Below are 25,989 nucleotides of genomic sequence, written 5' to 3' on the forward strand. Positions count from 1 at the left end.
GGTCTCTTGTGTTCGGGGGTTCGGGGGCGGAGCCCCTGAGAGTTACGAGAGTCGTTTTCTACACCCCGATGAAGCGGCCTAGTTGGGGGACGGCTTCGCCGGGGTGTTTGGCTTGGAAGCCTTCGCCTATGGCTTCCATTTTCCAGTCGGCGGTGCCGCCGGCGCGGTAGACCTTGGCCATGGCCATGGCGGTGAAGGGCATGCCGCCGGCGAGGGTGTAGCGGGCGAGTTCGGCGTTGTTGGTGCCGTCTATCAAGCGGCAGAAGGCGTTTGCGACCTGTTCGAAGGTGTGGCCTTTGTAGGAGGTCACGATGAACAGGAGGGTGGTGACGTGTTGGGGGATGCGGGTGAGGTCTACCTGGATGACCTCGTCGTCGCCGGCGCCTTCGCCGGTGAGGTTGTCGCCGGAGTGGCGGACCGAGCCGTCCTTGGAGGACAGGGCGCCGTAGTAGACCACGTCGGCGGGGTTCATATCGGCGAACATGATGACCGAGGCGTCGAGGTCGATGTCGACGGCGCGGCTGCCGAACATGCCGCTGCGCTTGACCGGGTCCCAGCCGAGGCCCATTTTCACGAAGGTGAGTTCGGCGCCGCCCTCCTTGCGGAGGTTGACGCGCTGGCCCTTGACCAGGCTGACCGGGCGGTCCTTGGACAGGTTGATATCGCCGGAGGGCGGGGCCTGCTGGCCGGACGGCGGGTAGCCGCCGCCCTGCGGGGGCGGGTAGCCCTGACCGGGCGGCGGATAGCCTTGACCCGGAGGCGGATAGCCCTGGCCGGGCTGGGGGAAGCCCTGGCCCTGCGGCTGGCCCGGTGGTGGAAAGCCTTGTGCGGGAGGCGGATAGCCACCGCCCTGCGGCGGGTAGCCCTGTGCCGGTGGGGGATAGCCGCCGGTCGGAGCGAACTGCTCGGTGGGCGGGGGGTATGCGCCGGTGGGGGCCTGCTGGGTCGGCGGGGGATAGCCCGCGGGAGCGGGAGGCGGCGGGGGAGCCTGCTGGGTCTGCGGGGCTTCGTTCACCGTCACGCCGTGATCGGTGACCAGGGCGGCGAATCCGCCCGCGTAGCCCTGCCCGACGGCGCGCACCTTCCAGCTGCCTTGGCGCCGGTACAGTTCCAGCGCGATCACGATGGATTCGCTGCTGAGGCCTTCGATCCGGTACTCGAACAACCGGTTCCCGCCCGCGTCGGAGACGAAAACGCTGGGCGCGCTGATGCGCCCGAAGCTGTTGCCGGGATCGTCGAGGGTGATGACGGCGCGGACCTGCGCGATATCGGCGGGCACCGCGCCCAGCGACACTTGCAGGGCGGCGGGCTGCCCGCCGGGCCCGGGCTGCAGGTTCACACCCGGTCCGCTGGGCTGGTTGAAGAACACGAAATCGGCGTCCGAACGGACCTTGCCGCTCTCGGTGACCAGCAGTGCGGACAGATCGGCGGGCGCGGCGATCTGCATGCTGATCACCACGTCATTGACGTTCACAGGGCCGTTCTGGCCCTTCACCAGTGTTGCGGACAAGGTCGACCCTTCGCTTGTCGGTGCGTTCGTTGCCACTCTACGAGAAATCGGCAGTACCAGCCGCCGACCGATCGGTTAGGGTGGCGGCACAGTTCGGATTACGGGGCGGTCGATGGCGCAGCTGTTCGAAAAATCGAAGAAGGTGATCGAGGCTCATCTCGCCGGAACCAGTATCCGCGCGATCTCCGGGTCCATGGTCGCCTATGAGGGCAATGTCCAGTTCAAGAGCGCCGGTTTCGGCGGGGGCGACGGTGTGATCGCGGGCCTGAAGCGCCGCGCCACCGGCGAATCCCTCTCGCTCATGGAGTGCACCGGCAACGGCCGGGTGTTCTTCGCGGTGAACGGTCAGCACGTCACCGTGGTGAATCTGAACAATGAGACGTTGCAGGTGGAATCGCAGCAGTTGCTGGCCTTCGCCGGAAACCTGCGCACCGATGTGTCTTTCGCGGGCCTGCGCGGCGCGTCGACCGGGCAGGGCCTGTTCACCACCACGGTGAGCGGCGTCGGTCAGGTGGCCTTGCTTTCGGCGGGCGGTCCGCTCATTCATCTGGAGGTGTCGCCGCAGTATCCGCTGGTGGTGGATCCGGATGCGTTCGTGGCCGCGCGCGGGCAGCTGAGCCAGTCGTTCATCACCGATGTCGGCTGGCGGTCCGTAATGGGGCAGGGCGGTGGAGAGGCCTTCTCGCTGCGCTGGGACGGGCAGGGCGTGGTGTTGATCCAGCCCGCCGAGCGGTGAGGTAGAGCGAATGTTCGAGCAGGTCAACGGAAAAGTCGTCAAGGTCGACGTCGGCCAGGCGGGCGGCGTGGTGGCCCGCACCGGCGCCATGCTGTTCTACACCGGCGATGTGTCCTTCTCCCCGCATCAGGTGCCCGGCGCGGGCCAGATGGGCGGCATGGGCGGGCTGATGGGCATGGCCGGGCGCATGATGGCCGGCGAGCACGAGCGCACCATGCTGGCGCAGGGGCACGGCGAAGTGCATTACGGCTTCGCGGGTCTGGAGACCCATATCGTGCACATGCAGCCGGGCGCGGTGCTGCGGGTGGAAGCCTCACGGCTGCTTGCCAATACCGCCTCATTGCAGAGTTCGGTTGTGTCCGTGGCGAGTTCGGGCGGCGGCCAGGGCGGCGGACGCGGCGGCGGTCTGATGGGCGCGCTGCGCGGCGCGGCGGCCGGCGTGCTCACCGGCCAGGGCATGTTCACCACGCAGATCTCCGGTCAGGGCAGCGCGGTGTTGCTCGGGCACGGCGGGTTCATCGAATTGCCGGTGGGCGGCCAGTATCCGGTGGTGGTGGATCCGCAGGCGTTCGTGGCCGCGTACGGGAATGTGCAGACCGAGTTGAAGTCGGCGATGAGCTGGCGGGACGCGGTGGGCCGCGGCGCGGGTGAGGCCATGCAGCTGCACTGCATCGGTCAGGGCGTCGTGTATGTGCAAGCCTCGGAACAGAAGCTGTGAGTGTGCGATGAGCCAGATCCTGAACCCGATGACGCTCGGCGAGAGCGACAATATTCCGGGCAACGACTACGCCTACTGCATCGATCTGCGCAAGCCGTGGTTCATGCGCAAGGGCGCCATGATCGCCTACTACGGGCAGATGGAGTTCCGGGCGCTGACGCACGGCCTGCAGGGCGGGCTGATGCACATGGTGTCGCAGCAGTTCTCGGCGCCGTTGTTCACCAATGACTACGTGGTTGCCGAAGGCCACGGCAAGCTGGTGATCGGCGATCGCGGCTACAACATCAACTCCTTCGACCTGGACGACGGCAACCTGACCGTGCGCGCGGCCAACCTGCTGGCCTTCGAGCCGGAGCTGTCGCTGAACCAGTCCATCGTGCCGGGCTTCCTGACCCTCATCGGCACCGGCAAGTTCCTGGCCTCCTCCAATGGCCCGGTCATGTTCGCCGAGCCGCCGCTGCGGGTGGATCCGGAGTCGCTGGTGGGCTGGGCGGACTGCCCGTCGCCGAGTCATCACTACGACCAGCGCTGGGTGTCGAGTTTCCTGGCGGCCGGGGCGGCCCGGTTCGGGGTGAGCTCGGGGGAGGAACGCCAGTTCGACTTCACCGGCGCGGGCACGGTGCTGATCCAGTCCAGTGAGAAGGTCATGGACGATTCGCATCTGGTGCGGTCCATCGAGGGCCAGCTGCAGAGCGGGATCACCCCCAACGGCCTGCAGCGGCTACAGGCCACCATCGTGCAGCAGCTGGGCGGCCAGCAGTACTGAGGGCCGTCGCCGGTACCGAGAGCCACTGCCGACCAGGGCACGCTGGGTATTTGCTGTACTTACGCTGGTCGGTCGCTTACCCGTGGCAGTATCGAGCGAGTGAGCGACGGTGAACCCGTGGACACGCACGAACAGTACCTCCGGGCCTTCCGGCATCCGGCCGTGTCCCGCGCACAGCTCGAGGATCTGCTGGACGCGGTGAACGGCTTCCTGGACTCGGTCACGCCCAAGGACGGCGAATTCGTCCCGCAGGGCGGGTGGGCGCCGGAATCCACCGCCATGGCCTTCCAGATCGGCCGCGCGGTCGAACAGGTGCTCTCCGAACGCGAAGACGCCGAACGGGAAGTGGTGCGCCGCCGCGATATTCGCGACCGGCTGGTGGCCGCGCTGGACGCGGTGCTGGACTGCCTGCGCACCCTGCCCGATCTGGCGGAGACCGAGGTCTCGCTGGGCACGACGGCGGTCAACGAGGGCTTCCAGGTGTACGAGGACGGCTCGGTGCGCACCACGCCCGCCCAGGAGGTCCTCGCCGACCTGGGCGCGCTGGAATCGCGCCGCGCCGAACTCGACGAGCAGATGACCACCGCGGTGTCCCGCCGCACCGGATTGATCGACGACACCCTCGATCTGGTGCGCGAGCGCCTGGGCGTCGCCGACGTCGGCATTCCGTGGGTCATTCTGGCCGCCACCCAGGGCGGGCTCGACGTCTCCGAACCCTTCGAGTTCGCCGCCCACCACCTGCCCGATTGCGAGCTGCGCGATCTCATGGTGCAACTCGTGACCGATATCGAACTGGCCCGGTCACTGGAGGAGGGCGCTCCCGAATAGCCCGAAACCGGCACCACGCCCGCGCCCGGAGTGCCAATCTGACCGGAGGGGATCCGAACCGGCCTTCGCAGAGGAGAATTCGGTGAAGAAGCTGATCAACGACCCGGCCGAGGTGGTCGACGCCGCGCTGGCCGGCATGGCCGCCGCACACCCGGAGCTGCGCGTGGACGCCAAAGCGCGAATCGTGGTGCGCGCCGACGCGCCGATCGCGGGCAAGGTGGGCCTGGTCTCCGGCGGCGGCTCCGGTCACGAACCCCTGCACGCCGGCTTCGTCGGCCCGGGCATGCTCGACGCCGCCTGTCCGGGTGAGATATTCACCTCCCCGGTGCCGGATCAGATTCTGGCCGCCACCACCGCCGTGGACGCCGGGGCCGGGGTGCTGCACATCGTGAAGAACTACACCGGCGATGTCATGAACTTCGATATGGCCGCCGAACTGGCCGCCGCCGAGACCGGCTCGCCGGTGCTGTCGGTGGTGGTGAACGACGATGTGGCGGTGGAGGACAGCACGTTCACCGCCGGGCGGCGCGGGGTCGGGGCGACGGTGATCCTGGAGAAGATGGCGGGCGCGGGCGCCGAGGCCGGCCGCCCGCTGGCGGAGGTGGCCCGCATCGCGACCGCCGTGAACGACAATTCGCGCAGTATGGGCATGGCGCTCACCTCGTGCACGGTTCCCGCGGCCGGGCGGCCCACCTTCGATCTGGGTGAGGGGGAAATGGAGATCGGCATCGGCATTCACGGCGAACCGGGCCGCCTGCGCGTGCCCCTGGCGCCGGCCAAGGACATTGCCGAGATGCTGGTCGAACCGATTCTCGCGGATCTGCCCTTCGCCGCCGGTGATCGCGTGCTCTGCTTCGTCAACGGCATGGGCGGAACGCCGCTCATCGAGCTGTACCTGATGTTCGACGAGGTGGCGCGAATCCTGCGCGGCCACGGGGTGGAGATCGCGCGATCCTTGGTGGGCCCGTACATCACCGCGCTGGAGATGGCGGGCTGCTCGGTCACGCTGACCCGGCTCGACGACGAGTTGACCGCGCTGTGGGACGCACCCGTCCGAACCCCGTCGCTACGGTGGGGAATCTGATGACGGCCGTCGACGTCCCGGCCTGGGTCCGCGCGTTCGCCGCCCTCGTCGATGCGCAGGCCGAGGAACTCACCGACCTCGATGCCGCCATCGGCGACGCCGATCACGGGACGAATATGCAGCGCGGCCTGACCGCGGCCGTTGCCGCCCTGGATGATTCGGCCTCTTCCGGCTCGGATGATTCGGCGTCTGCCGCCGACGCGGCCAAGCAGACCGCCATGACGCTCATCCGCACCATCGGCGGCGCGAGCGGCCCGCTCTACGGCACCTTCTTCCTGCGCTTCGCGGGCGCCATCGAAACAGGTTCGGATATCGCCGATTTCGCCCGCGCCTTCCGCGCCGGCCTGGACGGCGTCATCGCCCGCGGCAAGGCGGATCCGGGTGACAAGACCATGGTCGATGCCCTCACTCCCGCCGCCGACGCCCTCGACAAACACGTCGCCGCAGGCGATTCCGCCGTCGCGGCCCTCGACGCCGCCGTCCATGCCGCCGCAGCGGGCCGGGACGCCACGATTCCGCTCATCGCCCGCAAGGGCCGCGCCTCGTATCTCGGCGAACGCAGTGCGGGCCACCAGGATCCGGGCGCGACCAGCGCCGCCCTGCTGGTCCGCGCGGCGCGCGAGGCGCTGCGGTGATCGGCCTGGTGATCGTCTCGCACAGCCGCGCCCTGGCCCGCGCCGCCGTCGATCTCGCCACCGAGATCCTGCCCGATCAACGGGTCCGCATCGAAATAGCCGCCGGTCTCGACGAGCACACCTTCGGCACCGATGCGGTGGCCGTCGCCGATGCCATTACCGCCGCCGATACCGGCGACGGCGTCCTGGTCCTCATGGATCTCGGCAGCGCCGTCCTGTCCGCCGAAACCGCCCTCGAATTCGTCCCCTCCCCCGATCAGGTCCGATTAAGCGGCGCGCCGCTGGTAGAAGGCCTGGTCACCGCGGTGGCCGCGGCCGGCGGCGGCGCCACCCTGGACACGGTCGCCTGGGAAGCCGACCACGCCCTGGCCGGCAAGCACCTGCAACTCGGCCAAACCCCGTCCCCCACAGCGCAACCCGACAACTCCTCCACCACCTCGCCCGCCCTGCGCCGCGAAGCCGTCATCGTGGTGACCAATAAGGACGGCCTGCACGCCCGCCCCGCCGCCGCCCTGGTGGCCGCCCTCCGCGCCCTCGATGCCGAAGTGGACCTCCGCAACGCCACCACCGGCGCCGGCCCGGTCCCCGCCGACAGCCTCACCCGCGTCATGACCCTCGGCCTACTACCGGGCCACCAACTCGGCGTCACCGCCTCCGGCCCGCAAGCGGCCCAGGCCATTCAACTGATCCGCGACCTGGTCACCGGCGAAGAGCCCAGCTAGGTGAGACGAACTCCTTTCGCCCCGTGCGCCGATAGAGCAGGATCGGCGTATGACGTTGAAGGAGAAGGCCGCAACATTTCTGGGACTACACAAGCCGGGTGATCCGGTGATTCTGCCGACCGTGTGGGACGCATGGTCGGCGAAACTGGTGCAGGAGGCCGGGTTCTCGGCGCTCACGGTGGGGAGCCATCCGCTGGCGGATTCGCTGGGCAAGGGCGACGGCGAGGGAATGGCCTTCGCCGACGTGACGGGCCGCGTCCGGGAGATCACCACGGCCGTGAGCATTCCCGTGTCGGTGGATCTCGAATCCGGGTACGGGCTCAAGCCGTTCCACATTATCGAGGGCCTGCTGGACGCCGGCGCGGTCGGCTTCAATATCGAGGACACCGTGCACAGCGAGGGCAAGCGGCTGCGCGAACCGCAGGAGCATGCCGATCTGATCGCGGAACTGCGCCAGGTGGCGGACGCCACCGATGTGCACGTCGTGATCAACGCCCGCACCGACGTGATCATGCGCCCGGACGTCACCGGCGACAAGATCGAGGAGGCGCTCTCCCGGCTGCGGTTGTGCGCCGCGGCGGGCGCGGATGTGCTCTACCCGGTCGGCGTGCACGACGCCGAGACCCAGCGCCGCCTGTGCGCGGAACTCCCGCTGCCGGTCAATGCGATCGACTTCCCGGAGAAGGCGACTCGCGCCCAGTACGCCGAACTGGGCGCCGCCCGGATCAGTTTCGGCCCCTTCCTGCAACGCGCCCTGGCCGCCGAGGCCAATCGCCTCTTCGAGGCCTGGCGCTGAGGCGCTGAACTGAAACGACGCCGACCGGGCACTGGTGGCGGGGGCTACTCGCGAAATGCCGCCACCAGTTCCCGGTCGATGCTGTTTCACTCCGCGGGGGGCGCGGATTTGATGAACCAGTTGATGATTTCCTCGCCGGCGAGGATGCCGGTCGCGCGGGTGATGGTGAGGTTGGGGTGGGTCCAGTCGAGTTGTTCGAGTTCGCCGTGGCGGGGGCGGATGGCGGAGTCGGCGGCGCGCAGCATTTCGGCGTCCAGGGCGCCGTCGCCGGCCGCTAAGAGGCGGGCTTCGGCGGAGAGTTCGCCGGAATCGGTGAGGCGGCGGCGAACTTCGGCTACCGCACGGCTTTTACAGACCGCCAGGGGCATGGTGTAGATCTTGCGGCCCTGCTGGGAGGCGGACCAGCCGCGGGGGCGGCACCAGGCGTCCCATTCGGCGAGGAAGCCGTCGGGGACGTGTTTGGGTTTGACCACCAGGTAGCAGAACAGGTGGTCGGCGACGCGGAACTTGGTGACGAAGGAATCGTCGATGCGGGAGCGGAGTTCGGCATTGACCTCGGACAGGGTGGCGCTGGTGGCGCGGACCTCGGCGTCGAGGTCGATGCGCCAGCGCATATCCGGAATGCCGTTGACCAGGATATTGCCGCCATTGGTGGTGATGGCGTAGCGCCAGGGGGCGCCGGGCAGGCGAATGCGGTTGAACTGCTTGATGGTTCGAGTCGTGGTGGGGATGACCGCGGCGGGCCGGGTGAGGGTGCGCATGCGGTCGGCGGCGGTGCTGGTCATGAAGGACAGGGGTGCGCCCTCCAGGTGTTCCACACAGACGGTGGACAGCTCGGGTGTGGCGTCGAAAGCGTTGCGGGAGTAGATCATGGTGCGATCAAGATCGGTCGCGACCAAGGTTCTTCTGCGGGATAGTCGTCTTCGGTCCACGATTACTTCTTTACATCCTTGATCAGGCCCATGCAGGCGTAGGCGAGATCGGGCACGACCTCGACGGGAACGCCGCGGGCGGCGGCGAGCATGCGGATGTGGGCGTGCTCGGGGGCATCGGCCTCGCGCACCAGCACCCGCCACGGGACGCGGCGCAGCAGCACCCGAGTCGTCTCGCCCACACCGGGTTTCACGAAGTTCACGCTGGCGATGCCATAGGCCTCGCGCACCTTCTCGACCGACGCCCAGCCCGCCCAGGTGGGCGTGCGATCGGCGGCCCGGACCGCGGCGAGGTGCTCGGCGACCCGGGGGCGCACGGTGTCGAAGGCGGCGGACACCGTATCGAGCAGGCGACCGGAGACATCGTCACCGGCGAGTTCCCGATAGAACTTCGCCCCGTGGAACTCACGCGGCCCGATCAGCTCGTCGTTCAGGACGGTGCGCGAAACCAGGCCGGACACAGTGGAATTCAGGCACGCCGAGGCAATGAGGAAATCATCGCGGGTGCCGTACACGCGCACGCAGCTGCCGGGATCGGCCAGCACCGCGAGCTCGTCGTTGAACCGCGCCCCGCCCGCCGCGTGGTAGGCGTCGAGCGCCTCGGTAAGTTCCCGGGTGATCGCGCCCTTGCCGGTCCAGCCGTCCACGAACACCACGTTCGCCGGATCATGATGGCGGGCAAGGTAATCCAGTGCTACCGCGTCGATACCGCGATCACGCACGATGGACACCGCATAGTGCGGCGCCTCCACCCCCCGCGCCGCCAGCCACCGCCGCATGAGAATCCCCACCGGCGTCCCAGCCCGCGCCAGCGACACCAGCACGATGTCCTCGCCCCGCTCGGCCACCACCAGCTCCGACACCGTGGCCACGGCCAGCGCCAGCCGCTCCGCACTCTCGGCCAGCACCTTGTCGAACAGCTCCCGATAGGCCGCGTCCGGCTGATACTCCACCGGCAGCGATTCCGCATAGTGCGCGACCCCGGCCTGAATGCGCTGCTCGCGCTCGGCCACATCGGCTTCCAGATCCACGTCGGAGAGATCCTTCAGCAACCAGGTCACCTCGTCGGCGGCATAGGACCCGAACCCCGGTCCCTGCAAGGGCTCCGGCAGAGCGTGCTGCCCGGCCGCCGCCGGGCCTCGATCACCGCCCTCGGACGACGCGGACACGGGGCTTCCCAGCACGGCACCCTCCCCCGCCGAGGGCTGCGACATGCGCAATACACCTTCCCCCACGTCCATATTGTCCTCTGCCGCATGCGGATCCCGCCCGCGAGGGGTGGCCATCTCCGAGGCCGCGGGCCGTCGTCGCCGGTCAGCCACTTCGTCGAGCCGCGCCGCCCCCTCGCGGGCCGCGACCGATAGTGCCGGATCAGGTGCGTCGACGTCGCCTGTCTCGTCAATGTGGCGCGCTGCCGCCTCGCGGGTGGCTGCCAGGGCTCGCGGGTCGGCCGCGGGCAGGACCGCGAGGGCGACGTCGGCGCCGGAGGCGGTCAGGACGTCGATGACGCCCCCCGGAGCGGTGAGCTGGTCGGTGTCGGCCGGGTCGTCGACGACGACGAGCAGGATCGGGTCGGCGGGGGCGGGCTCGGGCCAGTGCGCGTTGTAGAGGTAGCGCGGGGCCTCGGTGTCGGGTTCCGGTGCGGTGAAACGGAATCCGCGGCGCAGCGGGTATCCGGGCTCGTCGAGTACGTAGGCGGGGGAGCGGGTGGTGGTCTGGTAGCGGACCGGGACGCCGTCATCGGCCAGGGCCGCGGCCAGGCGCAGCGGCAGGTACATGAGCTCTTCGTGGCCGAGCACGATGACGGGGCGCAGACCGGCCGCTCGGTCCGGGGCGGCATCGGGGGCGGTGGCCCAGGGCAGGGCGTCGAGTTCGCGCCACAGCACCTCGGCGGCGTGGGACAGCGCCGCTTCGAACGGTTTCGCATCGGAGGCGAGAATCCCGTGCCGTCCGCCCTCGGGAACGGCACTCGGCCAGGGGAGTTCGATGCGGGCGAACTCGCCGCGGACGGCGGCGACCGGGTTGAGTTGCGGGTCCGGCAGGGCGGCAACGGAATCGACCAGGTCGGCGGGGAGCAGGGTAGCGCCCGAGGCGAGGCAGACGGTGTCGATGCGTACGCCCAGGTCGGCGGCGGCCTTGTCGAAGGCCGTCTTGTCGGCGTCGGTGCGCATGTCCACCAGCGAGGCCAGGATGTAGTGCGGGCGCGGGGTGAACTCGTGCAGGGCGCGGATGGCGTCGATCGCCGTTGCGCCGGTGGAGATCTCGTCGTCCACCAGCACCATGGGGAGCTGGTTCATGAAGATCGCGGCGGGGGCGGGCTGGAGCAGGTGCGAGGTGGCGTGTGAGTGGCCCTCTTCGAATCCGGTCAGCGTCTCGGCGGTCGGCACGTCGCGCCGGGTGGAGTGCAGGTAGCAGTCGGCCTGGATGCGGGCGGCCACGCAGTGGCCGAGACCCGTTGCGGTTTCGGCGAATCCGAGGACCACGGCCGGTTGGGCGCCGAGCACCTCGCGGACCAGGTCGCCGAGCCGGTTGCCCGCGTCGATGACGCGGTGCGGATCGGTCGGCAGGTGCTTGCCCAGCACGGTGGAGACCAGCAGGTGCGCCCGGCGCGGATTGCGCCGCAGCCCGGGTTCGATGAGCGCGGGAATCTCCCAGCGGTCGGGCACGTAGGAGTTCTCGTGCCGCAGTCCGAGTCCGAGTTCCCGGGTCGCCCAGGGCGCGGAGTTCACGGCGCCGCCCGCCGAATTCACGAGGCCACCAGCGCTTTCAGCAGATCCACGAACGACACTCCCTTATTGGTCACCCCGAACACCCGCGCCCGCAGCATGGTCTGGTGCGCCCAGCTGCGGTGCGGTTTCATCTCGTTCATCTTGTTGCGGTACTCCGAGGCCGCCACCCCGCCGGAGTCCCGGCCCAGGATGTCGAGGGCGTCGGAGTACTCCTCGTGCGTCACCACCGCCAGCGCGTGCACGACGGCCACATGCGAGGGGTGGATGACGGTCTTGCCCTGAATGCCGTTGGTCCGGTCGAGCACGATCTCGCGCAGCAGGCCGTCCAGGTCCCGGCTGACCAGGTATTCCCGGAACAGCACCGCGTCCACCTCGGCGAAGGGCGAGGTGCGCAGCAGCGGCCGGAACATGCGGGCGTGGTCGGCGAAGTACTCCCAGACCGGCCCGGTGATAATGAAGCCGGTGCCGTCGGTGCGCCCCAGATAGTTGACGATATCGGCGATGACGTCGGCCACCACCCGCACGTCGTAGATGGTCAGATCGCGATCGCGGCGAATGCCGAAGGTGGAGCACATATCCGTGGCCCCGATGCGCACCGCGAGCACCCGTTCCCGATGTTCGGTGAGCATGGCCTGGATGCGGTGCAGTTCGCTGTCGCGGGTCTGGCGATGCACCAGCGACGGCGATTCCAGCACGGGCATGCCGAAGACGGTGCGGCCCAGGCGTTCCGACGCCTCGGCAATGGCATCGAGGTATTCGGCCCCGGTGCTGCTGTCGAATTTCGGGAACACGAAGCCGGTGAGCACGCGCGCGCCCGGTCCGAGCCGGTCGACGATCTCGCCGATGGACTCGGCGTCGCGCACCCGCACGAACAGCAGCGGGTACAGGTCGGTGCCCGCGCCGAGCTCGTCGAGGGTGGCGGCGGCCTGTTTCTTGCCGAATTCCAGATCGTGGTCGGCGACGGCGTCCTCCAGGTCGATGACCATGGAGATGACGCCGCACTCGGCGCGGCGCACAATGGTGGCGGTGAGGTCGGCCCGGGTGGCGGGCACGTACAGCGTCGCGCCCAGCGCCATGGCGAGCAGTTCGCGGTCGGTGGAGTCGCCGAAGGGCTCGGGCAGCTGATGGAACAGCAGCCGTAGCTCGGGCCCGGGTACCTGCCGGAAGTGCCGCATGGGCTGGCGCTTGTGCAGGGATACGGGGGCGACGTCCGGGCAGGTGGTGATAATCGCGGTCATCGGCCCCCAATTCCTCCTACTAGTCGGTCGGTTTAGCTATCGGTTTTTCTCATTCGATCGACAACACCCGCGATGAAAGTCGAGATGGCATCGAGTTCGGACACATACGCCCAGTAGTCGGGATGCCGCCCGGTGAGACTGCCGGAGACCCGCTCCAGCCGATCGGACTGGGCATCCAGCACGGTCCCCCATTGGGCGACCAGGCCGTTGTTCACCGCCAGCATCTGCGCATCGCGCAGTTTGAACCGGACGGCCTTGGCCTTGTCTTGTGGTTGTGCGCGCACTTCGCGTAGTAGTGCCAACCGGTCGGTGACGGCGTCGGCCTGTTCCTCGGCGGCGGCGAGGTGCGCGCGGGCGGATGTGGTCAGCTCAAGGGTTTGCTCCGGGTCGTTGTTCTGCAATGCGGCCCGGGCTCGCGACAGGTCCGCGTCGGCGGCATCGATGGCTCGGTGGGCTTCCCGTTCATTGTTGGCCAAATCCGCCGAACTCGCAGCATGGAACTCCCGGAGCAGCGCGGACATGGCCGGCGGGATGCGCTCGGTGCGATGCCGGGCCGCGGCCAGCCGGGTACCCGCCGAGGCGAGCGCGGTGGTCGCCGAATGCTGTTTGCCCGGTGCGTCTTCCAGGGCCCTTGACAGAGTTCGGGTCACCGCCTCCAACTGCGTCGCGGCCTCACGCGCCACACCCGCACCGGCGCCGGCCGCCGCCTCGAGTGTGACCAGACCCTCATCCACCGCGGCCGCGGCGCGCCGCACCGACGGGTACCCGGCATACGGCGAGGCCTCCGCCGCCTGCCGCGTCTGCTGGGCGGCGGCCCGCACCTGGGTCACCAATTGCGGCACCGTGCCGTAGACGGCGACGGCGTGCTCGAGATGAGCCTGATTCGCGCCGTAGAACTCGTCGACCCCGCGGGCGGCCTCGGCCAATTTGCGCACCTGCGCGTCGAGTTCGGGCTGCGGTATGACGGTGCCGTCGCGTTCGGCCTGGTCCAGGCGTTCGCTCAGAGCCAAATAGCTGCCCGCGGCGTCGTAGCAGCGCGCCCGCACCGGTTCCCAGCGCTCCAGCAGCCCGCGGTCCGGGAACATCTGCGCCGAGGCCGCCACGCCGGCGTCGGCAATGCTCTGGCGGCGATCCATGTCCAGGAAGGCCGCCGTCAGCGCCTGCCGGGCCTGTTGAACCCATTCATTGTCCCGAGAGGTGCGGAACCATCCCCGCCTACGGCCTGCCACGCCCCGATGGTAGGCAACCGTTCACACCATCGGCGAGTATCACGATCTGTACAGGGACATGTCACGCGACAGGGTTGTCACGCATGATGTCCTCGGTTTGTTCATGCGCAGACCCGCCGAAAGCTACTACTGTCGTACTGGCGGACACCGGCAATTCGGACATACCGCGATACAAACAACGCTAGAAACGCATTCCAACGGAAGGGATTCCCCGCATGGGTGTCAGTTTGTCCAAGGGCGGCAATGTTTCGCTGACGAAGCAGGCTCCGAATCTGACCGCCGTGTCGGTCGGCCTGGGCTGGGATGTGCGAACCACCACCGGGACCGACTTCGACCTGGACGCGAGCGCCATCGCGACCGGTGCCGACAAGAAGGTCGTTTCGGACAAGCACTTCATTTTCTTCAACAACCTGTCCTCCCCGGAGGGCGCCATCGTGCACGCCGGTGACAACCGCACCGGTGAGGGCGAGGGCGACGACGAGGTCATCAACGTCGACCTGCAGGCGACCCCGCCGACCATCGAGTCCATCTTCTTCCCGGTCTCGATCTACGAAGCCGAATCGCGCAGCCAGTCCTTCGGCCAGGTCCGCAACGCCTACATCCGCGTCGTCGACCGCGCCAACGGCACCGAGCTGGCCCGCTACGACCTGAGCGAGGACGCCTCGACCGAGACCGCCATGGTCTTCGGCGAGCTGTACCGCAATGGCGCCGAGTGGAAGTTCCGGGCCATCGGCCAGGGCTACGCCTCCGGCCTGGCGGGCATCGCCCGCGACTACGGCGTCAACGTCTAGACCGAGTAATCCGACGCACCAGGGGGGCTCGGGCGTACGGGCCCTCCCTCGTGCGACGATCCTCGGCGCAAGCCGACGATAGAACCCGAGCCTCGAACGAACTCGCGGCACAACCCGAAAGGCCCCCTAGCGGTGCGCATATTTGGCCTCTCCATCATTGTCACGGTGCTGTCCCTCGTGGTCGCATTCGTGTACGGCGGACCGACAGCGCTGGCACTGTGCGCCATCCTGGGCATCCTCGAGGTGTCGCTGTCGTTCGACAACGCCGTCATCAACGCCACCGTGCTGCAGCGGATGAGCGAATTCTGGCAGAAGATCTTCCTGACCGTCGGCATTCTCATCGCCGTCTTCGGTATGCGCCTGGTGTTCCCGCTGGCGATCGTGTGGATTACCGCGGGCCTGAACCCGATCGACGCGTTCGACCTGGCGCTGAACCCGCCGCCGGGCGATGCGCTCACCTTCCCGGACGGCAGCCCCAGCTACGAGAAGCTGCTGACCGACGCGCACCCGCAGATCGCCTCCTTCGGCGGCGCCTTCCTGCTGCTGCTGTTCCTGAACTTCATTCTCGAGGAGCGCGACATCACCTGGCTCGGCTGGCTGGAGCGGCCGCTGGCCAAGCTCGGCAAGCTGGACATGCTCGCGGTGGTCGTGGCCCTGGTCGGCGTGGTGCTGGCCGCGGAATTCGCCGCCGATGAGGCGCACCGCTCCACCGTGCTGCTGGGCGGCATTCTCGGCATCGTGACCTACATCGTGGTGGACGGCCTCGGATCCATGTTCCACACCGAGGAGATGGTCGAGGAGGCCGAGCACGCCGGACCGTCCGGACTGGCCAAGGCCACCGGCAAGGCGGGCTTCTTCCTGTTCCTCTACCTGGAGGTTCTCGACGCCTCGTTCTCCTTCGACGGTGTCATCGGCGCCTTCGCCATCACCTCCGACCCGATCCTGATCGCGCTGGGCCTGGGCCTGATCGGCGCCATGTTCGTCCGGTCCATCACCGTGTACCTGGTCCGCAAGGGCACGCTGTCGGAGTACGTGTACCTGGAGCACGGTGCGCACTGGGCCATCGGCGCGCTGGCGGTCATCCTGCTGATCTCGATCGGCGTGCACGTCAACGAGCTCTTCACCGGTCTGATCGGCGTCGGCTTCATCGGCGCGGCGTTCATCACCAGCATCATGCGCAATCGGCGTGAGGGCGGGGACGAGCCGGAAAGTGTCAGTGACAAGGAAGCCACCCCGGTAGGCTGAGCGGATCACTCCGCGAACTCCCGCGCCCGTCACGCGAATTCGCGTGACGGGCGCGGTTCGTTTCATGAAAATCCCTGAGGGGGGATGGTGTTCATGACGTCTCAGCAGCCCGGTTCCGGCGGCGTCAATCTCGGTAAAGTCACCCTGTCCAAGACCACCCCGTCGGTGACGCTCACCAAACCCGGTGACAGTCACGGCGTCATGCGGGTCAATCTGAACTGGTCCCAGGGCAAGAAGCGGGGGCTGTTCAAACGCTCCGGCGCCATCGATCTCGATCTGGCCTGCCTCTACGAGCTGTCCGACGGACGCAAGGGCGTGGTGCAGGCGCTGGGCAATAATTTCGGTTCGCTGCACCAGCCGCCGTTCATCCACCTCGACGGCGACGATCGCAGCGGTCAGGCCGCCGGCGGCGAGAACATGCACGTGAATCTGGCGCGGCCCGAGATCTTCAAGCGCGTGCTGATCTTCGCCTATATCTATGAGGGCGTGGCCAACTGGGCGTCGGCCGATGGCGTGGTCACGCTGTTCCCGACGGTCGGCCCGCAGATCGAGGTGCGCCTGGACTCACCGGTGGACGGGGCGCGCTCCTGCGCCATCGCGCTCTTGCGGCACACCCGCGGCGGGCTGACGGTGCAGCGGGAAGTGCGCTACATCAATGGCAATCAGCGCGCCATCGACGAGGCGTACGGGTGGGGCATGAACTGGTCGCCGGCGCGCAAATAGCTCACAGCATGCGGCGGGGCAGCGCCATGTGCTTGGCCCGCCGCACCGAGATCCGGGACCAGACGGCCTGCTGGAAGGCCAGGGTCGCCCAGCCCGCCGCGGCCATGCCCGCGATGTTCACGACCAGTTGCAGGGTGCTGCCCCATACCGCCGAACCGACGCCGAATGCCGTTCCGAGCGCGATATTTCCGGCCGCCGGGATGGTGGTGACCGAGATGAACACGCCGGAAAGTCCACCGGCCTTCTCGGAGGTGAGCGCGAGCACGCCCGCCGCGCCGGCCACCACGGCCACGATGAACGACCACTTGTCCGGGGTGTAGATGAACGCGGTGCTCGGGCGCTCGCCGGTCACGTCGTCGATGGTGATCCAGCCCAGCCCGCGGCCGATGAGGGTCAGCAGGATGGTGACCATGATGGCGGCGACGAAGCCCAGCACCAGGGTGCGAATGGCCAACCGCCCCAATACCCAGCGCCGTCGCACCAGGGCGACGCCGAGAGCGGCGATCGCGCCGAATTCGGGGCCGAGCACCATGGCGCCGATCACCAGGATCTGCGAATCCAGCACGATGGCGATGGTGGCGATAATGGTCGCCAGGGTCATGAAACTCAGGTAGGTCCAGTTGAGTTCGCTCTCCTCATAGGAGCGCTGCGCCACCTGCGACCACACCACGGCGTCGGCGCTGCTGCCCGGCGTCCGGATCTCCGCCTCGAACCCCCTGCGCGACAACCAGGTTCCCACCGGCTCCAATTCGATGGACCCGGCGTGGTGCACCTTCATGCCGCGCAGGTTCTGCACGATGTCATTGGCGCCCTCGCGGGCCACCTGGGCCATGATCAGATCGCCGGCCGGGCGGACGGCGGCGCCGCGCAGGACGGCCAAGCCGCTGACGGCCTCGTCCTTGTCGAGCAGTCCGACGATCTCGTCGGTCATAGTGTCGGGAGCCATGACACGCAGGTGCAGCATGCCGAACAGTTTGCCCTGCCAGCGGCTTTACGGCTTCTTATCGGTGTGAAACCGGCAGTGGTGTCGCGGATTCCGGGACGGGCGCGGGCGGCGTCGCGCGGCGGGAGGCCAGCACCATGCCGACCAGGCCCGCACTCAATCCGACAATGGTCAGCGGCCCGACCCGCTGATCGACCAGCCACCAGGCCAGCACGGTGGTCGCCGCGGGCGTGGCGAAGAGGAAGCGGCCGACCCGGGTGTTGTCCCAGCGCAACAGCATGTAGTTGAACAGCAGGAACGCGGCCATCGAGTTGATCAGCACCATCCAGGTCATGGCGGCGGCGAAGCGACCGGGATCCGAGACGTGAAAGTCGTGGCCCAGTACGGCGATCACACCCGCGAACGGGGCGCTGACCGCGACGTGCAGGGCCGTGGCGGCACGCGGGTCGATGCCGGGGGTGAAGCGCTTCTGATAGACGGTGCCCAGGCTCAGGCCGGCCAGGCCGACCACGCACAGCAGCAGGCCGGTCACGGAGAACACGGATTGGTCGACGACAGCCAATCCGACTCCGAGACCGCCGATTCCGAAGCCCAGCCATTGGCGCGGGGTCACGGTTTCGCCGAGGACGCCGGCGAAGACCGCGATCACCACGGGGCTCAGGCCCTGCATGAGCGAGACGACGGCGGCGCTGACGTGCTGGCTCATGGCGGTGTAGAAGCCGCCGAACTGGACCACCTGCATGAGCAGGCCCGCGATCAGGGTGTGGGCGAGCAGCCGGCCGCGCGGCCAGATCGCACCGGAGAGGAGGGCGTAGACGAGCAGGAGCGCGCCCGCCACGGCGAAGCGGGTGAACAGCACCAGCATGGGAGGGGCGGATCCGACGCCGATGATGCCGGCGATGAAAGCGCTGCTCCACATGAGGATCAGGGCCGGAGGGGCCGCGAGTTCGAACAACCGATTGTCCACAAAGCCTCCCACCAAGTAACCACCTAAGACGGTTATCACCGTGGCATCGCCCTCGGTAACCTGTCAAGGCGGTTACTATGAAGGGGTGTTCGGCTTCGTCAGTGGCAACCTCACGCTCGACTTCATCGGCACGGTGAAGGGGCGGCGCAGCTATGCCGCGGAACTGCTGCCGACGCCCGCCGACTTCGGGGCCTGGACGGTCGCGGCGGGACTGCTCGACACCGCGCCGGACTGCGATGCGGACACGCTGGCGCAGGCCGTGGCGCTACGGGAGGCGGCCTATCGGATGGCGCTGGCGGCCATGGCCGGCGAACCGCTCGCCCTGCCCGATCGCAAGGTCGTCAATGCCCTCGCGCACGGGGCGCTGCCGGAGGTCACGCTGCGGGCCGACGGGACCGTGCGACGCCTCGGCACCGCGGATCGCGCGCTGACCGAAATCGCCCGCAGCGCAATCGAATTATTCGGCGGACCGGATCGGAATCGAATCAAGGAATGCGGGCGGTCGGAATGTACCCGCCTCTATCTCGACACCTCACGCGGCGGTTCGCGTCGCTGGTGCGATATGACCGTATGCGGAAACCGGGCCAAGAGCGCGGCCTTTCGCGCCCGGCATACCGAACATTCCTAGCCTGCGCGGCGCGGCCGAGACGAAGGCGAAGAAGAACACCACCAGCAGCACCGCCCGGCCCCAGACGCCGAATTGCACTATGTGCTCTTCGAATTCGGCCGGATAACCGGAACCGAGCTTGTAGAAGTAGCGGAATACGCCGATGCCGATGGCCGCATCGGCCAGCAGATAGACGCCGATCAGCGACCAGCGCACTTCCAGGAGCACCAGGAACGGGATCAGCCACAGGGTGTACTGCGGTGAATGCACCTTGTGGAACAACAGGAATCCACACAGCATGGCGCCGCTGACGCCGACCCACGGGAACACGCCGGTGAGCACGTGGCGGCGCATGCCCAGCCAGACCGCCAGCCCGAACGAGGCCAGCACCAGCAGCGGCGAGGCCGTCGACACCACATCCTGGAAGGTCGCCTCGGAGTCGGCGGCGGCGCCGAACATGGGCCGCAAACCCCAGTACCAGATGGAATTGGTGGTGATGTCGGCCTGGCGCAGCTGCTGGAAGGTGATCGACGCGCGCCAGCCCTCGTAACCGGCCAGCGCGAACGGCAGATTCACCAGCACCACCGTGCCGATGGCCGCCGCGGCCACGGCGATCGCGCCGCGCACGTCGTACCGCCGCACCTGCCAGTAATCGGCGCGGTCCGGCTCGCCGAGCAGCACGTGAATCAGCAACGGCAGCACGAAGATTCCCGGATACAACTTCAAGCAGAAGCCGATGGCCAGCAAAATCGCCGCCGCGATTCCCCTGGCCCGCAACGAATACCGGGTCATCGTCGTCACCACGTAGATCGCGGCGACCGCGGTGAACACCACCGGCAATTCCCAGTTGTGGAAGGCGTACAGCACCAGCGGGGGCCCGGCCGCCCACAACAGCGCCGCCCGGCCGGCCAGTTTGGTCAGCATATAGGCGGTGAGCAGCGCGAACGGCGCCAGAATCAACGCCGTATGCAGCAGGAACGCGGCATCGTCGTGCGCGCCGATGGCGCCGAGCCACATGAGCAGCCCGCTCAGCACCGGATATTCGACGACCCCGCCGGTGAGCGCCCCGTCCGCGGTGATGCCGCCGGACACGTACGGGAAGACATGCTCATTGATATCCCGCCCCAGCCACAGCAGCTGGATATCGGAATAACAGACGTTCGCGTCCTTGTAGATATCGAAGATCGTGCTGCGTCCCGAGCCGTCGAACGGCGCGCCCGCGCACCGCGCCTTGTTGAAATAGGCCAGCAGCAGCGTGAACGCGCACACCAGCACCGAGGTGAGCGCGATCACCGAACCCGCCGCACGGCCGGTGACCGGAGCACTGGTGGCGGGTCGGGTCGACATGGGGACCACCCTAGGCGGCGACCCCCGACCCACGCCCGTTTTACTCGGCGAGTATGTGCGAAGTTCGCCCGCTCGGCACCCGATTTCGCTGCTCAACAGGCGTTCATGTAGCCTTGTCGGGTTGCTGACGCAACGAACCCTCCTGCCACGGAAAGTCCGTGGCCGTTCACAGTCCACAGGAGGTGATGAGGTCCGTGCGTCATTATGAAGTGATGGTTATTCTCGATCCGAGCCTGGACGAGCGCACCGTTGGCCCGAACCTGAACACGATGCTCGGCGTCGTTGGTCAGGAAGGCGGCAAGGTCGACAACGTCGATATCTGGGGCCGTCGTCGTCTGGCTTACGAAATCGGCAAGCAGAGCGAAGGCATTTACGCGGTCGTCACCCTGACCGCCGAATCCGCCACCGTGAGCGAGCTCGACCGCCAGCTGGGGCTGAACGAGTCGGTGCTGCGCACCAAGGTGCTGCGCCTCGACAAGAAGTAGCCCGTCCTCCCGCACGTGCACTCGTAACCGTCGGTGCCTATCTCTAGGCTGACTGGCAACAGCGCGAGTGCAATTGCGGACTGCACCGGAAAGCAGGAGGAACCATGGCAGCAGGCGACACGGTCATTACCGTCATCGGAAACCTGACGGCTGACCCCGAGCTTCGATTCACGCCCGCGGGCGCGGCCGTCGCGAACTTCACCGTCGCGTCGACTCCCCGTGTGTTCGACCGTAATACCAATGAATGGAAAGACGGCGAAGCGCTTTTCCTGCGCTGCAACATCTGGCGTGAAGCTGCGGAGAATGTCGCCGAGAGCCTGACCCGGGGCTCGCGAGTGATCGTGAGCGGACGACTCAAGCAGCGCTCCTACGAAACCCGCGAGGGTGAGAAGCGCACGGTCGTCGAACTCGAGGTCGACGAGGTCGGTCCTTCGCTCAAGTACGCGACCGCGAAGATCAACAAGACCACCCGCGGCGGTGGTGGCGGTGGTTTCAGCGGCGGCGGCCAGGGCGGCGGCGGAGGCTTCTCCGGCGGTGGCAGTGGCGGAGGTCGTGGCGGGCAGCAGAGCGCCGGCGACGACCCGTGGGGCAGTGCGCCCGCGGCCGGCTCCTTCGGGGGCGGCCAGATGGATGACGAACCGCCGTTCTAACGAGAACGGCTCTCAGACTTGGAGTAAAGACAATGGCCAAAGCACCGGCACGCGAAAAGGTGCTCAAGAAGAAGGCCTGCACCTTCTGCAAGGAAGACAAGGCAGGCAAGAAGAACAGCACCGCCGGCGCCAAGATCGATTACAAGGACACCGCGCTGCTGCGCAAGTACGTGTCCGATCGCGGCAAGATCCGCGCGCGCCGGGTGACCGGCAACTGCGTGCAGCATCAGCGCGATATCGCCGTCGCCGTCAAGAACTCTCGTGAGGTGGCGCTGCTGCCTTACGTGTCCACGGCTCGCTGAGAAGGGAACACAGCAATGAAGTTGATTCTGACTGCTGATGTGGATCACCTCGGTGCGCCCGGCGACACCGTGGAGGTCAAGGACGGTTACGGCCGTAACTACCTGCTCCCCCGCGGCCTGGCCATTGTCGCCACCCGCGGTGCGGAGAAGCAGGTCGAGGGCATCCGCCGGGCGCAGGACGCCCGCAAGGTGCGCGACCTGGACCACGCCAATGAGCTGAAGCAGGCCATCGAGGGCCTGGCCGCCGTGACGCTGTCGGTGAAGACCGCCGGCACCGGCAAGCTCTTCGGTTCGGTCACCGCCGCCGATGTCGCCGCCGCCATCAAGGCCGCCGGTGGCCCGGTTGTGGACAAGCGCAGCATCGAGCTGCCGAAGGCTCACATCAAGAGCACCGGCAAGCACAACGTCGTGGTGCACCTGCACCCGAGCGTTGCCGCCAAGTTCGACCTGCAGGTCAACGCCGCCGAGTAATTCGGTCTCGATTCGGAGGCCGCCCTTCGTACTTCTTCGGTGCGAGGGCGGTCTCCGATTCTTGTTTGCCAGGTAGTGCTTCCGGTTTGCCCGGGAGTCGCTTTTTCGCGCCTCGGACTGCGGTGGCGGGGTCCTCGTCCCGCATGACTCACAACGTTTGCCCGGGGTGTGGATTACAAAGCAAACCAACCTTTCTCGTTGTGTGCCAGGTCACTGGCTGGGCATATGCTGTTCACCCAACACGCCCGGACGGCGCCGTCCAGCGACACGCCGCACAGTTTTGATCCACAGTTGCGAACAGCGAGAAATAGGTCACTACCTGCGCGTTGACCAGTCGAACCCACTGTTGTCCCCAAGTAATACACAGGGGGTGCACAACAGCGGGTGAACAACCCCCACCTTGTCCACAGTTGTGTGCACAGCTCGGTTTGGCAGCTGCCCATCCGGTCGCCTAGCGTCGCATCCATTGTCGTGACCACAGCCCCGGGGACGGCACGATTCCTCACCCCCAGCACCCGGCACCAAGGGTTTGCCGACGCGCGCCCGCGACTCGCCAGAGCCGCCCGCGTGCCTGACCGAACCTGTCGGTGCACAGGCGTACAACGGGTGATCGAGGGATATCGAATCCGGGCCGAGGAGAGAGGACGGTCGATCTGATGGCAGTCATCGACGATCGCGGCCACGATGATCACGGGCCCTCCGAATACCAGGACACCCCCGGCGAAGACTTCGGCCGCCAGCCACCCCACGACATGGCCGCCGAACAGTCCGTTCTGGGCGGCATGCTCCTCTCCAAAGACGCCATCGCCGACGTGGTCGAGGTCATCCGCCCCGGCGACTTCTACCGCCCCGCACACCAGGCCGTCTACGACGCCGTCCTCGACCTCTACGGCCGCGGCGAACCCGCCGACCCGGTCACCGTGGCCGCCACCCTGGACCGCCGCGGCGACCTGAAGCGCATCGGCGGCGCCCCCTACCTCGTCACCCTGACCCAAACGGTCCCCACCGCCGCCAACGCCGGCTACTACGCCGAAATCGTTGCGGAGAAGGCCATCCTGCGCCGCCTCGTCGAAGCTGGCACCCGCATCGTCCAATACGGCTACGCCGGCGCCGACGGCCAAGACGTAGCCGAAGTAGTGGACCGAGCCCAAGCCGAGCTCTACGACGTCACCGAACGCCGCTCCAGCGAAGACTTCATGCCCCTGGAGGAACTCCTCCAGCCGACGATGGACGAAATCGACTCCATCGCCAGCCGCGGCGGCATCTCCCTCGGCGTCCCCACCGGCTTCACCGAACTCGACGAACTAACCAATGGCCTGCACCCCGGCCAGATGATCATCGTCGCGGCGCGGCCGGGCGTAGGAAAATCGACCCTGGGAATGGATTTCATGCGGAGCTGCTCGATCAAGCACGGCTTGGCGAGCGTCATCTTCTCCCTCGAAATGAGCCGCACCGAAATCGTCATGCGCCTCCTATCCGCCGAAGCGAAAATCAAACTCGGCGATATGCGCTCCGGCCGCATGAGCGACGACGACTGGACGAAACTCGCCCGCCGAATGAGCGAAATCAGCGAGGCTCCGCTGTTCGTCGACGATTCCCCGAACCTCACGATGATGGAGATCCGAGCCAAGGCCCGCCGCCTGAAACAGCGCCATGACCTGCGGCTCGTCGTGGTAGACTACCTCCAGCTGATGACCTCCGGCAAAAAAGTCGAATCCCGCCAGCAGGAAGTCTCCGAGTTTTCCCGAAGCCTCAAACTATTGGCGAAAGAGCTCGAAGTTCCGGTAATTGCAATTAGTCAGTTGAATCGCGGTCCGGAGCAGCGAACCGATAAGCGACCAATGGTTTCCGACCTTCGTGAAAGTGGATCACTAGAACAGGATGCCGATATGGTAATTCTGCTTCATCGCCCTGATGCATTTGAACGAGATGACCCCCGAGGCGGCGAAGCAGACCTCATTGTTGGTAAACATCGTAACGGTCCCACTGCGACAATTACGGTCGCACATCAGCTGCATTTGAGCCGATTCGTCGACATGGCGCGCGGCTAACCCAAAAGGCGACATAGCCGACAAATCAAGCAATATCTGAAAGCAGTTGGCGTGTCGCATGTTTGATATTTCGTGTCGCAACCGTTGTGCCTAGCCTCGAACAGGTGAGCGAATCAACGGAGCAGCACACGAAAGCACGAGCCATACTCCCCGAACATCACGAGGCAAGCCGCCTGCCAGGCTCCACCCGAATCCTCCGCGCGGACAACGGCGCGGATACCACCCTGGATGAGCTGACGTTGGTTGACGATCATCCAGAGGTCTGGTCACTCAACAAGGGCTTGCGAATGGTCGCACGGTCATTGGCCGATGTGCATCCATGCGGACGCGAGCAGATCTTCAGTCTCCGGCTGGCATCCGGGCGCGAGGTCATGACGACACGTAGCAGTTCGTTCCTGACGGTCGACGGCTGGATTTCACTGGAAGGCTTAACTGTCGGCGACCGACTGGCCATCCCGCGTTATGCGCCCGAGCCCGATCGGATCAAGCGCATGGTCGACGCTGAAGTGATCCTGCTAGCTCACATGATCGGCGACGGTTCCTTCGTGAAGCGGCAGCCATTGCGTTACGCCAGTGTCGATGAGGAGAACCTCGCTGCGGTGACGATTGCAGCGCGTCACTTCGGCGTGACAGCCATCCGCGATGACTACGCAGCAGCAAGAGTAACGTCGCTGCGTCTTCCTGCCCCCTACCGGCTCGCCCGCGGCAAGCGTAACCCGATTGCGGAATGGCTTGACGGACTCGGCCTGTTCGGCCTTCGAAGCTACGAGAAGTTCGTACCTGAACGGATTTTCGCGCTGCCCACTGATCAGGTTGCGTTGTTTCTCCGACATCTCTGGGCTACCGATGGCTCGGTTCGCTGGGACGTCAAAGGACACCAAGCCCGCATCTATTACACATCAACTAGTCGTCGGCTCATAGATGACGTAGCTCAACTGCTACTCCGGTTTGGTGTGCACACCCGCATCCGGACGGTTCCGAAACTCGGTTACCGCGATTCTTGGCACCTCGTGGTCGAGGGAGGCAGTGATCAGCTCACCTTCGTGAAGGAAATCGGAGTACATGGCCAACGAGGCGTCGCAACAGCGGAGGTACTTCTGAAGCTCGAACCCCAGACCCGCAATACGAACGTCGACACAGTACCCAAAGAGGTGTGGAATCGAGTCCGAGACCTATTGGCAAACAAGCGAATACCTCACCGCGACTTCCAGGCGGCGATGGGAAACAAGTTCTGCGGCTCCACGATGTGGAAACACTCGCCAAGCCGATCTCGGCTGGCGCGTGCCGCCGCGATTCTAGAAGACGCGAAACTTGAGATGCTCGCAACCAGCGATGTCTTCTGGGACCGCGTAGCCGAGATCACCGCCCTAGGTGAGCAGAGAGTCTTCGGGATCAGGGTGCTCGGTTCCGACAACGTCGTGGCGCAAGGCATTTCGATCCACATCTAACCGCCTGGCGTACTGCTCCGCAGGTTCGAACGGGGC

Annotated in this window: 26 protein-coding genes; 18 read left to right on the top strand and 8 right to left on the bottom strand. The window is 66.9% G+C overall.

The window, feature by feature from the left end:
- Positions 1-58: 58 nt before the first annotated feature.
- A complete protein-coding gene (locus ACFVIV_RS06120) occupies positions 59-1,510 on the bottom strand; it encodes a TerD family protein (RefSeq protein ID WP_379193704.1) in 1,452 nt (483 codons plus the stop codon).
- A 112-nt stretch (positions 1,511-1,622) separates the two neighbouring features.
- On the opposite strand from ACFVIV_RS06120, the gene ACFVIV_RS06125 reads away from it, so the two are divergent.
- The 8 genes from ACFVIV_RS06125 (at position 1,623) to ACFVIV_RS06160 (ending at position 7,795) form a co-directional block, all read left to right on the top strand.
- Positions 1,623-2,246 carry an AIM24 family protein gene (locus ACFVIV_RS06125; RefSeq protein ID WP_379193705.1) on the top strand — a complete coding sequence of 208 codons (624 nt, stop codon included), beginning with the start codon at positions 1,623-1,625 and terminating at the stop codon, positions 2,244-2,246.
- Between the two features lie 10 nt (positions 2,247-2,256).
- On the top strand, positions 2,257-2,964 hold the full coding sequence (locus ACFVIV_RS06130) for an AIM24 family protein (protein ID WP_379193706.1): 708 nt from the start codon (positions 2,257-2,259) through the stop codon (positions 2,962-2,964).
- A 7-nt stretch (positions 2,965-2,971) separates the two neighbouring features.
- The gene (locus ACFVIV_RS06135; protein ID WP_379193707.1) at positions 2,972-3,730 is read left to right on the top strand and encodes an AIM24 family protein; all 759 of its coding nucleotides are present in this window, start codon (positions 2,972-2,974) and stop codon (positions 3,728-3,730) included.
- Positions 3,731-3,829: 99 nt separating this feature from the next.
- Positions 3,830-4,558 (top strand): hypothetical protein, encoded by a 729-nt coding sequence (locus ACFVIV_RS06140; RefSeq protein ID WP_379193708.1) that lies wholly within the window; start codon positions 3,830-3,832, stop codon positions 4,556-4,558.
- 82 nt (positions 4,559-4,640) lie between these two features.
- Positions 4,641-5,642 (top strand): dihydroxyacetone kinase subunit DhaK, encoded by a 1,002-nt coding sequence (gene dhaK, locus ACFVIV_RS06145; protein WP_379193709.1) that lies wholly within the window; start codon positions 4,641-4,643, stop codon positions 5,640-5,642.
- A complete protein-coding gene (gene dhaL / locus ACFVIV_RS06150) occupies positions 5,642-6,277 on the top strand; it encodes a dihydroxyacetone kinase subunit DhaL (RefSeq protein ID WP_379193710.1) in 636 nt (211 codons plus the stop codon). The genes dhaK and dhaL overlap by 1 nt, the downstream gene beginning before the upstream one ends.
- The gene (gene dhaM, locus ACFVIV_RS06155) at positions 6,274-6,999 is read left to right on the top strand and encodes a dihydroxyacetone kinase phosphoryl donor subunit DhaM (protein ID WP_379193711.1); all 726 of its coding nucleotides are present in this window, start codon (positions 6,274-6,276) and stop codon (positions 6,997-6,999) included. The genes dhaL and dhaM overlap by 4 nt, the downstream gene beginning before the upstream one ends.
- Before the next feature lie 49 nt (positions 7,000-7,048).
- Positions 7,049-7,795, top strand: coding sequence for an isocitrate lyase/phosphoenolpyruvate mutase family protein (locus ACFVIV_RS06160; RefSeq protein ID WP_379193712.1), 747 nt, complete (start codon positions 7,049-7,051; stop codon positions 7,793-7,795).
- Positions 7,796-7,881: 86 nt separating this feature from the next.
- Here the strand turns inward: ACFVIV_RS06160 and ACFVIV_RS06165 are convergent, their stop codons facing one another.
- The 4 genes from ACFVIV_RS06165 to ACFVIV_RS06180 form a co-directional block, all read right to left on the bottom strand.
- Entirely contained in the window at positions 7,882-8,667 is a 786-nt protein-coding gene (locus ACFVIV_RS06165) for an HAD family hydrolase (RefSeq protein WP_379193713.1), read from the bottom strand.
- Positions 8,668-8,729: 62 nt separating this feature from the next.
- Positions 8,730-11,477, bottom strand: coding sequence for a phosphoribosyltransferase (locus ACFVIV_RS06170; RefSeq protein WP_379193714.1), 2,748 nt, complete (start codon positions 11,475-11,477; stop codon positions 8,730-8,732).
- Entirely contained in the window at positions 11,474-12,631 is a 1,158-nt protein-coding gene (locus tag ACFVIV_RS06175) for an HpcH/HpaI aldolase/citrate lyase family protein (RefSeq protein ID WP_379194191.1), read from the bottom strand. Before ACFVIV_RS06175 ends, ACFVIV_RS06170 begins: the two co-directional genes overlap by 4 nt.
- Positions 12,632-12,726: 95 nt before the next feature.
- Positions 12,727-13,923: a hypothetical protein gene (locus tag ACFVIV_RS06180; RefSeq protein ID WP_379193715.1), complete on the bottom strand. Its 1,197-nt coding sequence runs from the start codon at positions 13,921-13,923 to the stop codon at positions 12,727-12,729.
- 215 nt (positions 13,924-14,138) lie between these two features.
- Between ACFVIV_RS06180 and ACFVIV_RS06185 the strand changes: the two genes are divergently transcribed.
- The 3 genes from ACFVIV_RS06185 to ACFVIV_RS06195 all read left to right on the top strand — a co-directional run bounded on the left by ACFVIV_RS06185 (position 14,139) and on the right by ACFVIV_RS06195 (position 16,682).
- The gene (locus ACFVIV_RS06185; protein ID WP_379193716.1) at positions 14,139-14,714 is read left to right on the top strand and encodes a TerD family protein; all 576 of its coding nucleotides are present in this window, start codon (positions 14,139-14,141) and stop codon (positions 14,712-14,714) included.
- Between the two features lie 132 nt (positions 14,715-14,846).
- A complete protein-coding gene (locus ACFVIV_RS06190) occupies positions 14,847-15,959 on the top strand; it encodes a DUF475 domain-containing protein (protein WP_379193717.1) in 1,113 nt (370 codons plus the stop codon).
- 93 nt (positions 15,960-16,052) lie between these two features.
- Complete coding sequence (locus tag ACFVIV_RS06195) at positions 16,053-16,682, top strand: Tellurium resistance (RefSeq protein ID WP_379193718.1); 630 nt, start codon at positions 16,053-16,055, stop codon at positions 16,680-16,682.
- Position 16,683: 1 nt separating this feature from the next.
- Here ACFVIV_RS06195 and ACFVIV_RS06200 read toward each other — a convergent pair whose 3' ends face one another.
- Complete coding sequence (locus ACFVIV_RS06200; RefSeq protein ID WP_379193719.1) at positions 16,684-17,646, bottom strand: DUF389 domain-containing protein; 963 nt, start codon at positions 17,644-17,646, stop codon at positions 16,684-16,686.
- A gap of 37 nt (positions 17,647-17,683) precedes the next feature.
- Positions 17,684-18,592, bottom strand: coding sequence for a DMT family transporter (locus ACFVIV_RS06205; protein ID WP_379193720.1), 909 nt, complete (start codon positions 18,590-18,592; stop codon positions 17,684-17,686).
- 85 nt (positions 18,593-18,677) lie between these two features.
- Here ACFVIV_RS06205 and ACFVIV_RS06210 point away from each other — a divergent pair, with 85 nt between their 5' ends.
- On the top strand, positions 18,678-19,220 hold the full coding sequence (locus ACFVIV_RS06210; RefSeq protein ID WP_379193721.1) for a CGNR zinc finger domain-containing protein: 543 nt from the start codon (positions 18,678-18,680) through the stop codon (positions 19,218-19,220).
- Here ACFVIV_RS06210 and ACFVIV_RS06215 read toward each other — a convergent pair.
- Positions 19,125-20,546: a glycosyltransferase family 87 protein gene (locus tag ACFVIV_RS06215; protein WP_379193722.1), complete on the bottom strand. Its 1,422-nt coding sequence runs from the start codon at positions 20,544-20,546 to the stop codon at positions 19,125-19,127. The genes ACFVIV_RS06210 and ACFVIV_RS06215 overlap by 96 nt on opposite strands.
- A gap of 194 nt (positions 20,547-20,740) precedes the next feature.
- On the opposite strand from ACFVIV_RS06215, the gene rpsF reads away from it, so the two are divergent.
- The 6 genes from rpsF to ACFVIV_RS06245 all read left to right on the top strand — a co-directional run bounded on the left by rpsF (position 20,741) and on the right by ACFVIV_RS06245 (position 25,953).
- Positions 20,741-21,031 (top strand): 30S ribosomal protein S6, encoded by a 291-nt coding sequence (rpsF, locus tag ACFVIV_RS06220; RefSeq protein ID WP_067533214.1) that lies wholly within the window; start codon positions 20,741-20,743, stop codon positions 21,029-21,031.
- Positions 21,032-21,135: 104 nt separating this feature from the next.
- Positions 21,136-21,681, top strand: coding sequence for a single-stranded DNA-binding protein (locus ACFVIV_RS06225; RefSeq protein ID WP_379193723.1), 546 nt, complete (start codon positions 21,136-21,138; stop codon positions 21,679-21,681).
- 32 nt (positions 21,682-21,713) lie between these two features.
- On the top strand, positions 21,714-21,983 hold the full coding sequence (gene rpsR, locus ACFVIV_RS06230) for a 30S ribosomal protein S18 (protein ID WP_379193724.1): 270 nt from the start codon (positions 21,714-21,716) through the stop codon (positions 21,981-21,983).
- 15 nt (positions 21,984-21,998) lie between these two features.
- On the top strand, positions 21,999-22,454 hold the full coding sequence (rplI, locus tag ACFVIV_RS06235; RefSeq protein ID WP_379193725.1) for a 50S ribosomal protein L9: 456 nt from the start codon (positions 21,999-22,001) through the stop codon (positions 22,452-22,454).
- A gap of 656 nt (positions 22,455-23,110) precedes the next feature.
- Complete coding sequence (gene dnaB / locus ACFVIV_RS06240) at positions 23,111-24,505, top strand: replicative DNA helicase (RefSeq protein WP_379193726.1); 1,395 nt, start codon at positions 23,111-23,113, stop codon at positions 24,503-24,505.
- A gap of 104 nt (positions 24,506-24,609) precedes the next feature.
- Positions 24,610-25,953 (top strand): LAGLIDADG family homing endonuclease, encoded by a 1,344-nt coding sequence (locus ACFVIV_RS06245; protein ID WP_379193727.1) that lies wholly within the window; start codon positions 24,610-24,612, stop codon positions 25,951-25,953.
- Positions 25,954-25,989 lie beyond the last annotated feature (36 nt).

The organism is Nocardia sp. NPDC127526, from assembly GCF_042672265.1.
Taxonomy (GTDB): Bacteria; Actinomycetota; Actinomycetes; order Mycobacteriales; family Mycobacteriaceae; genus Nocardia.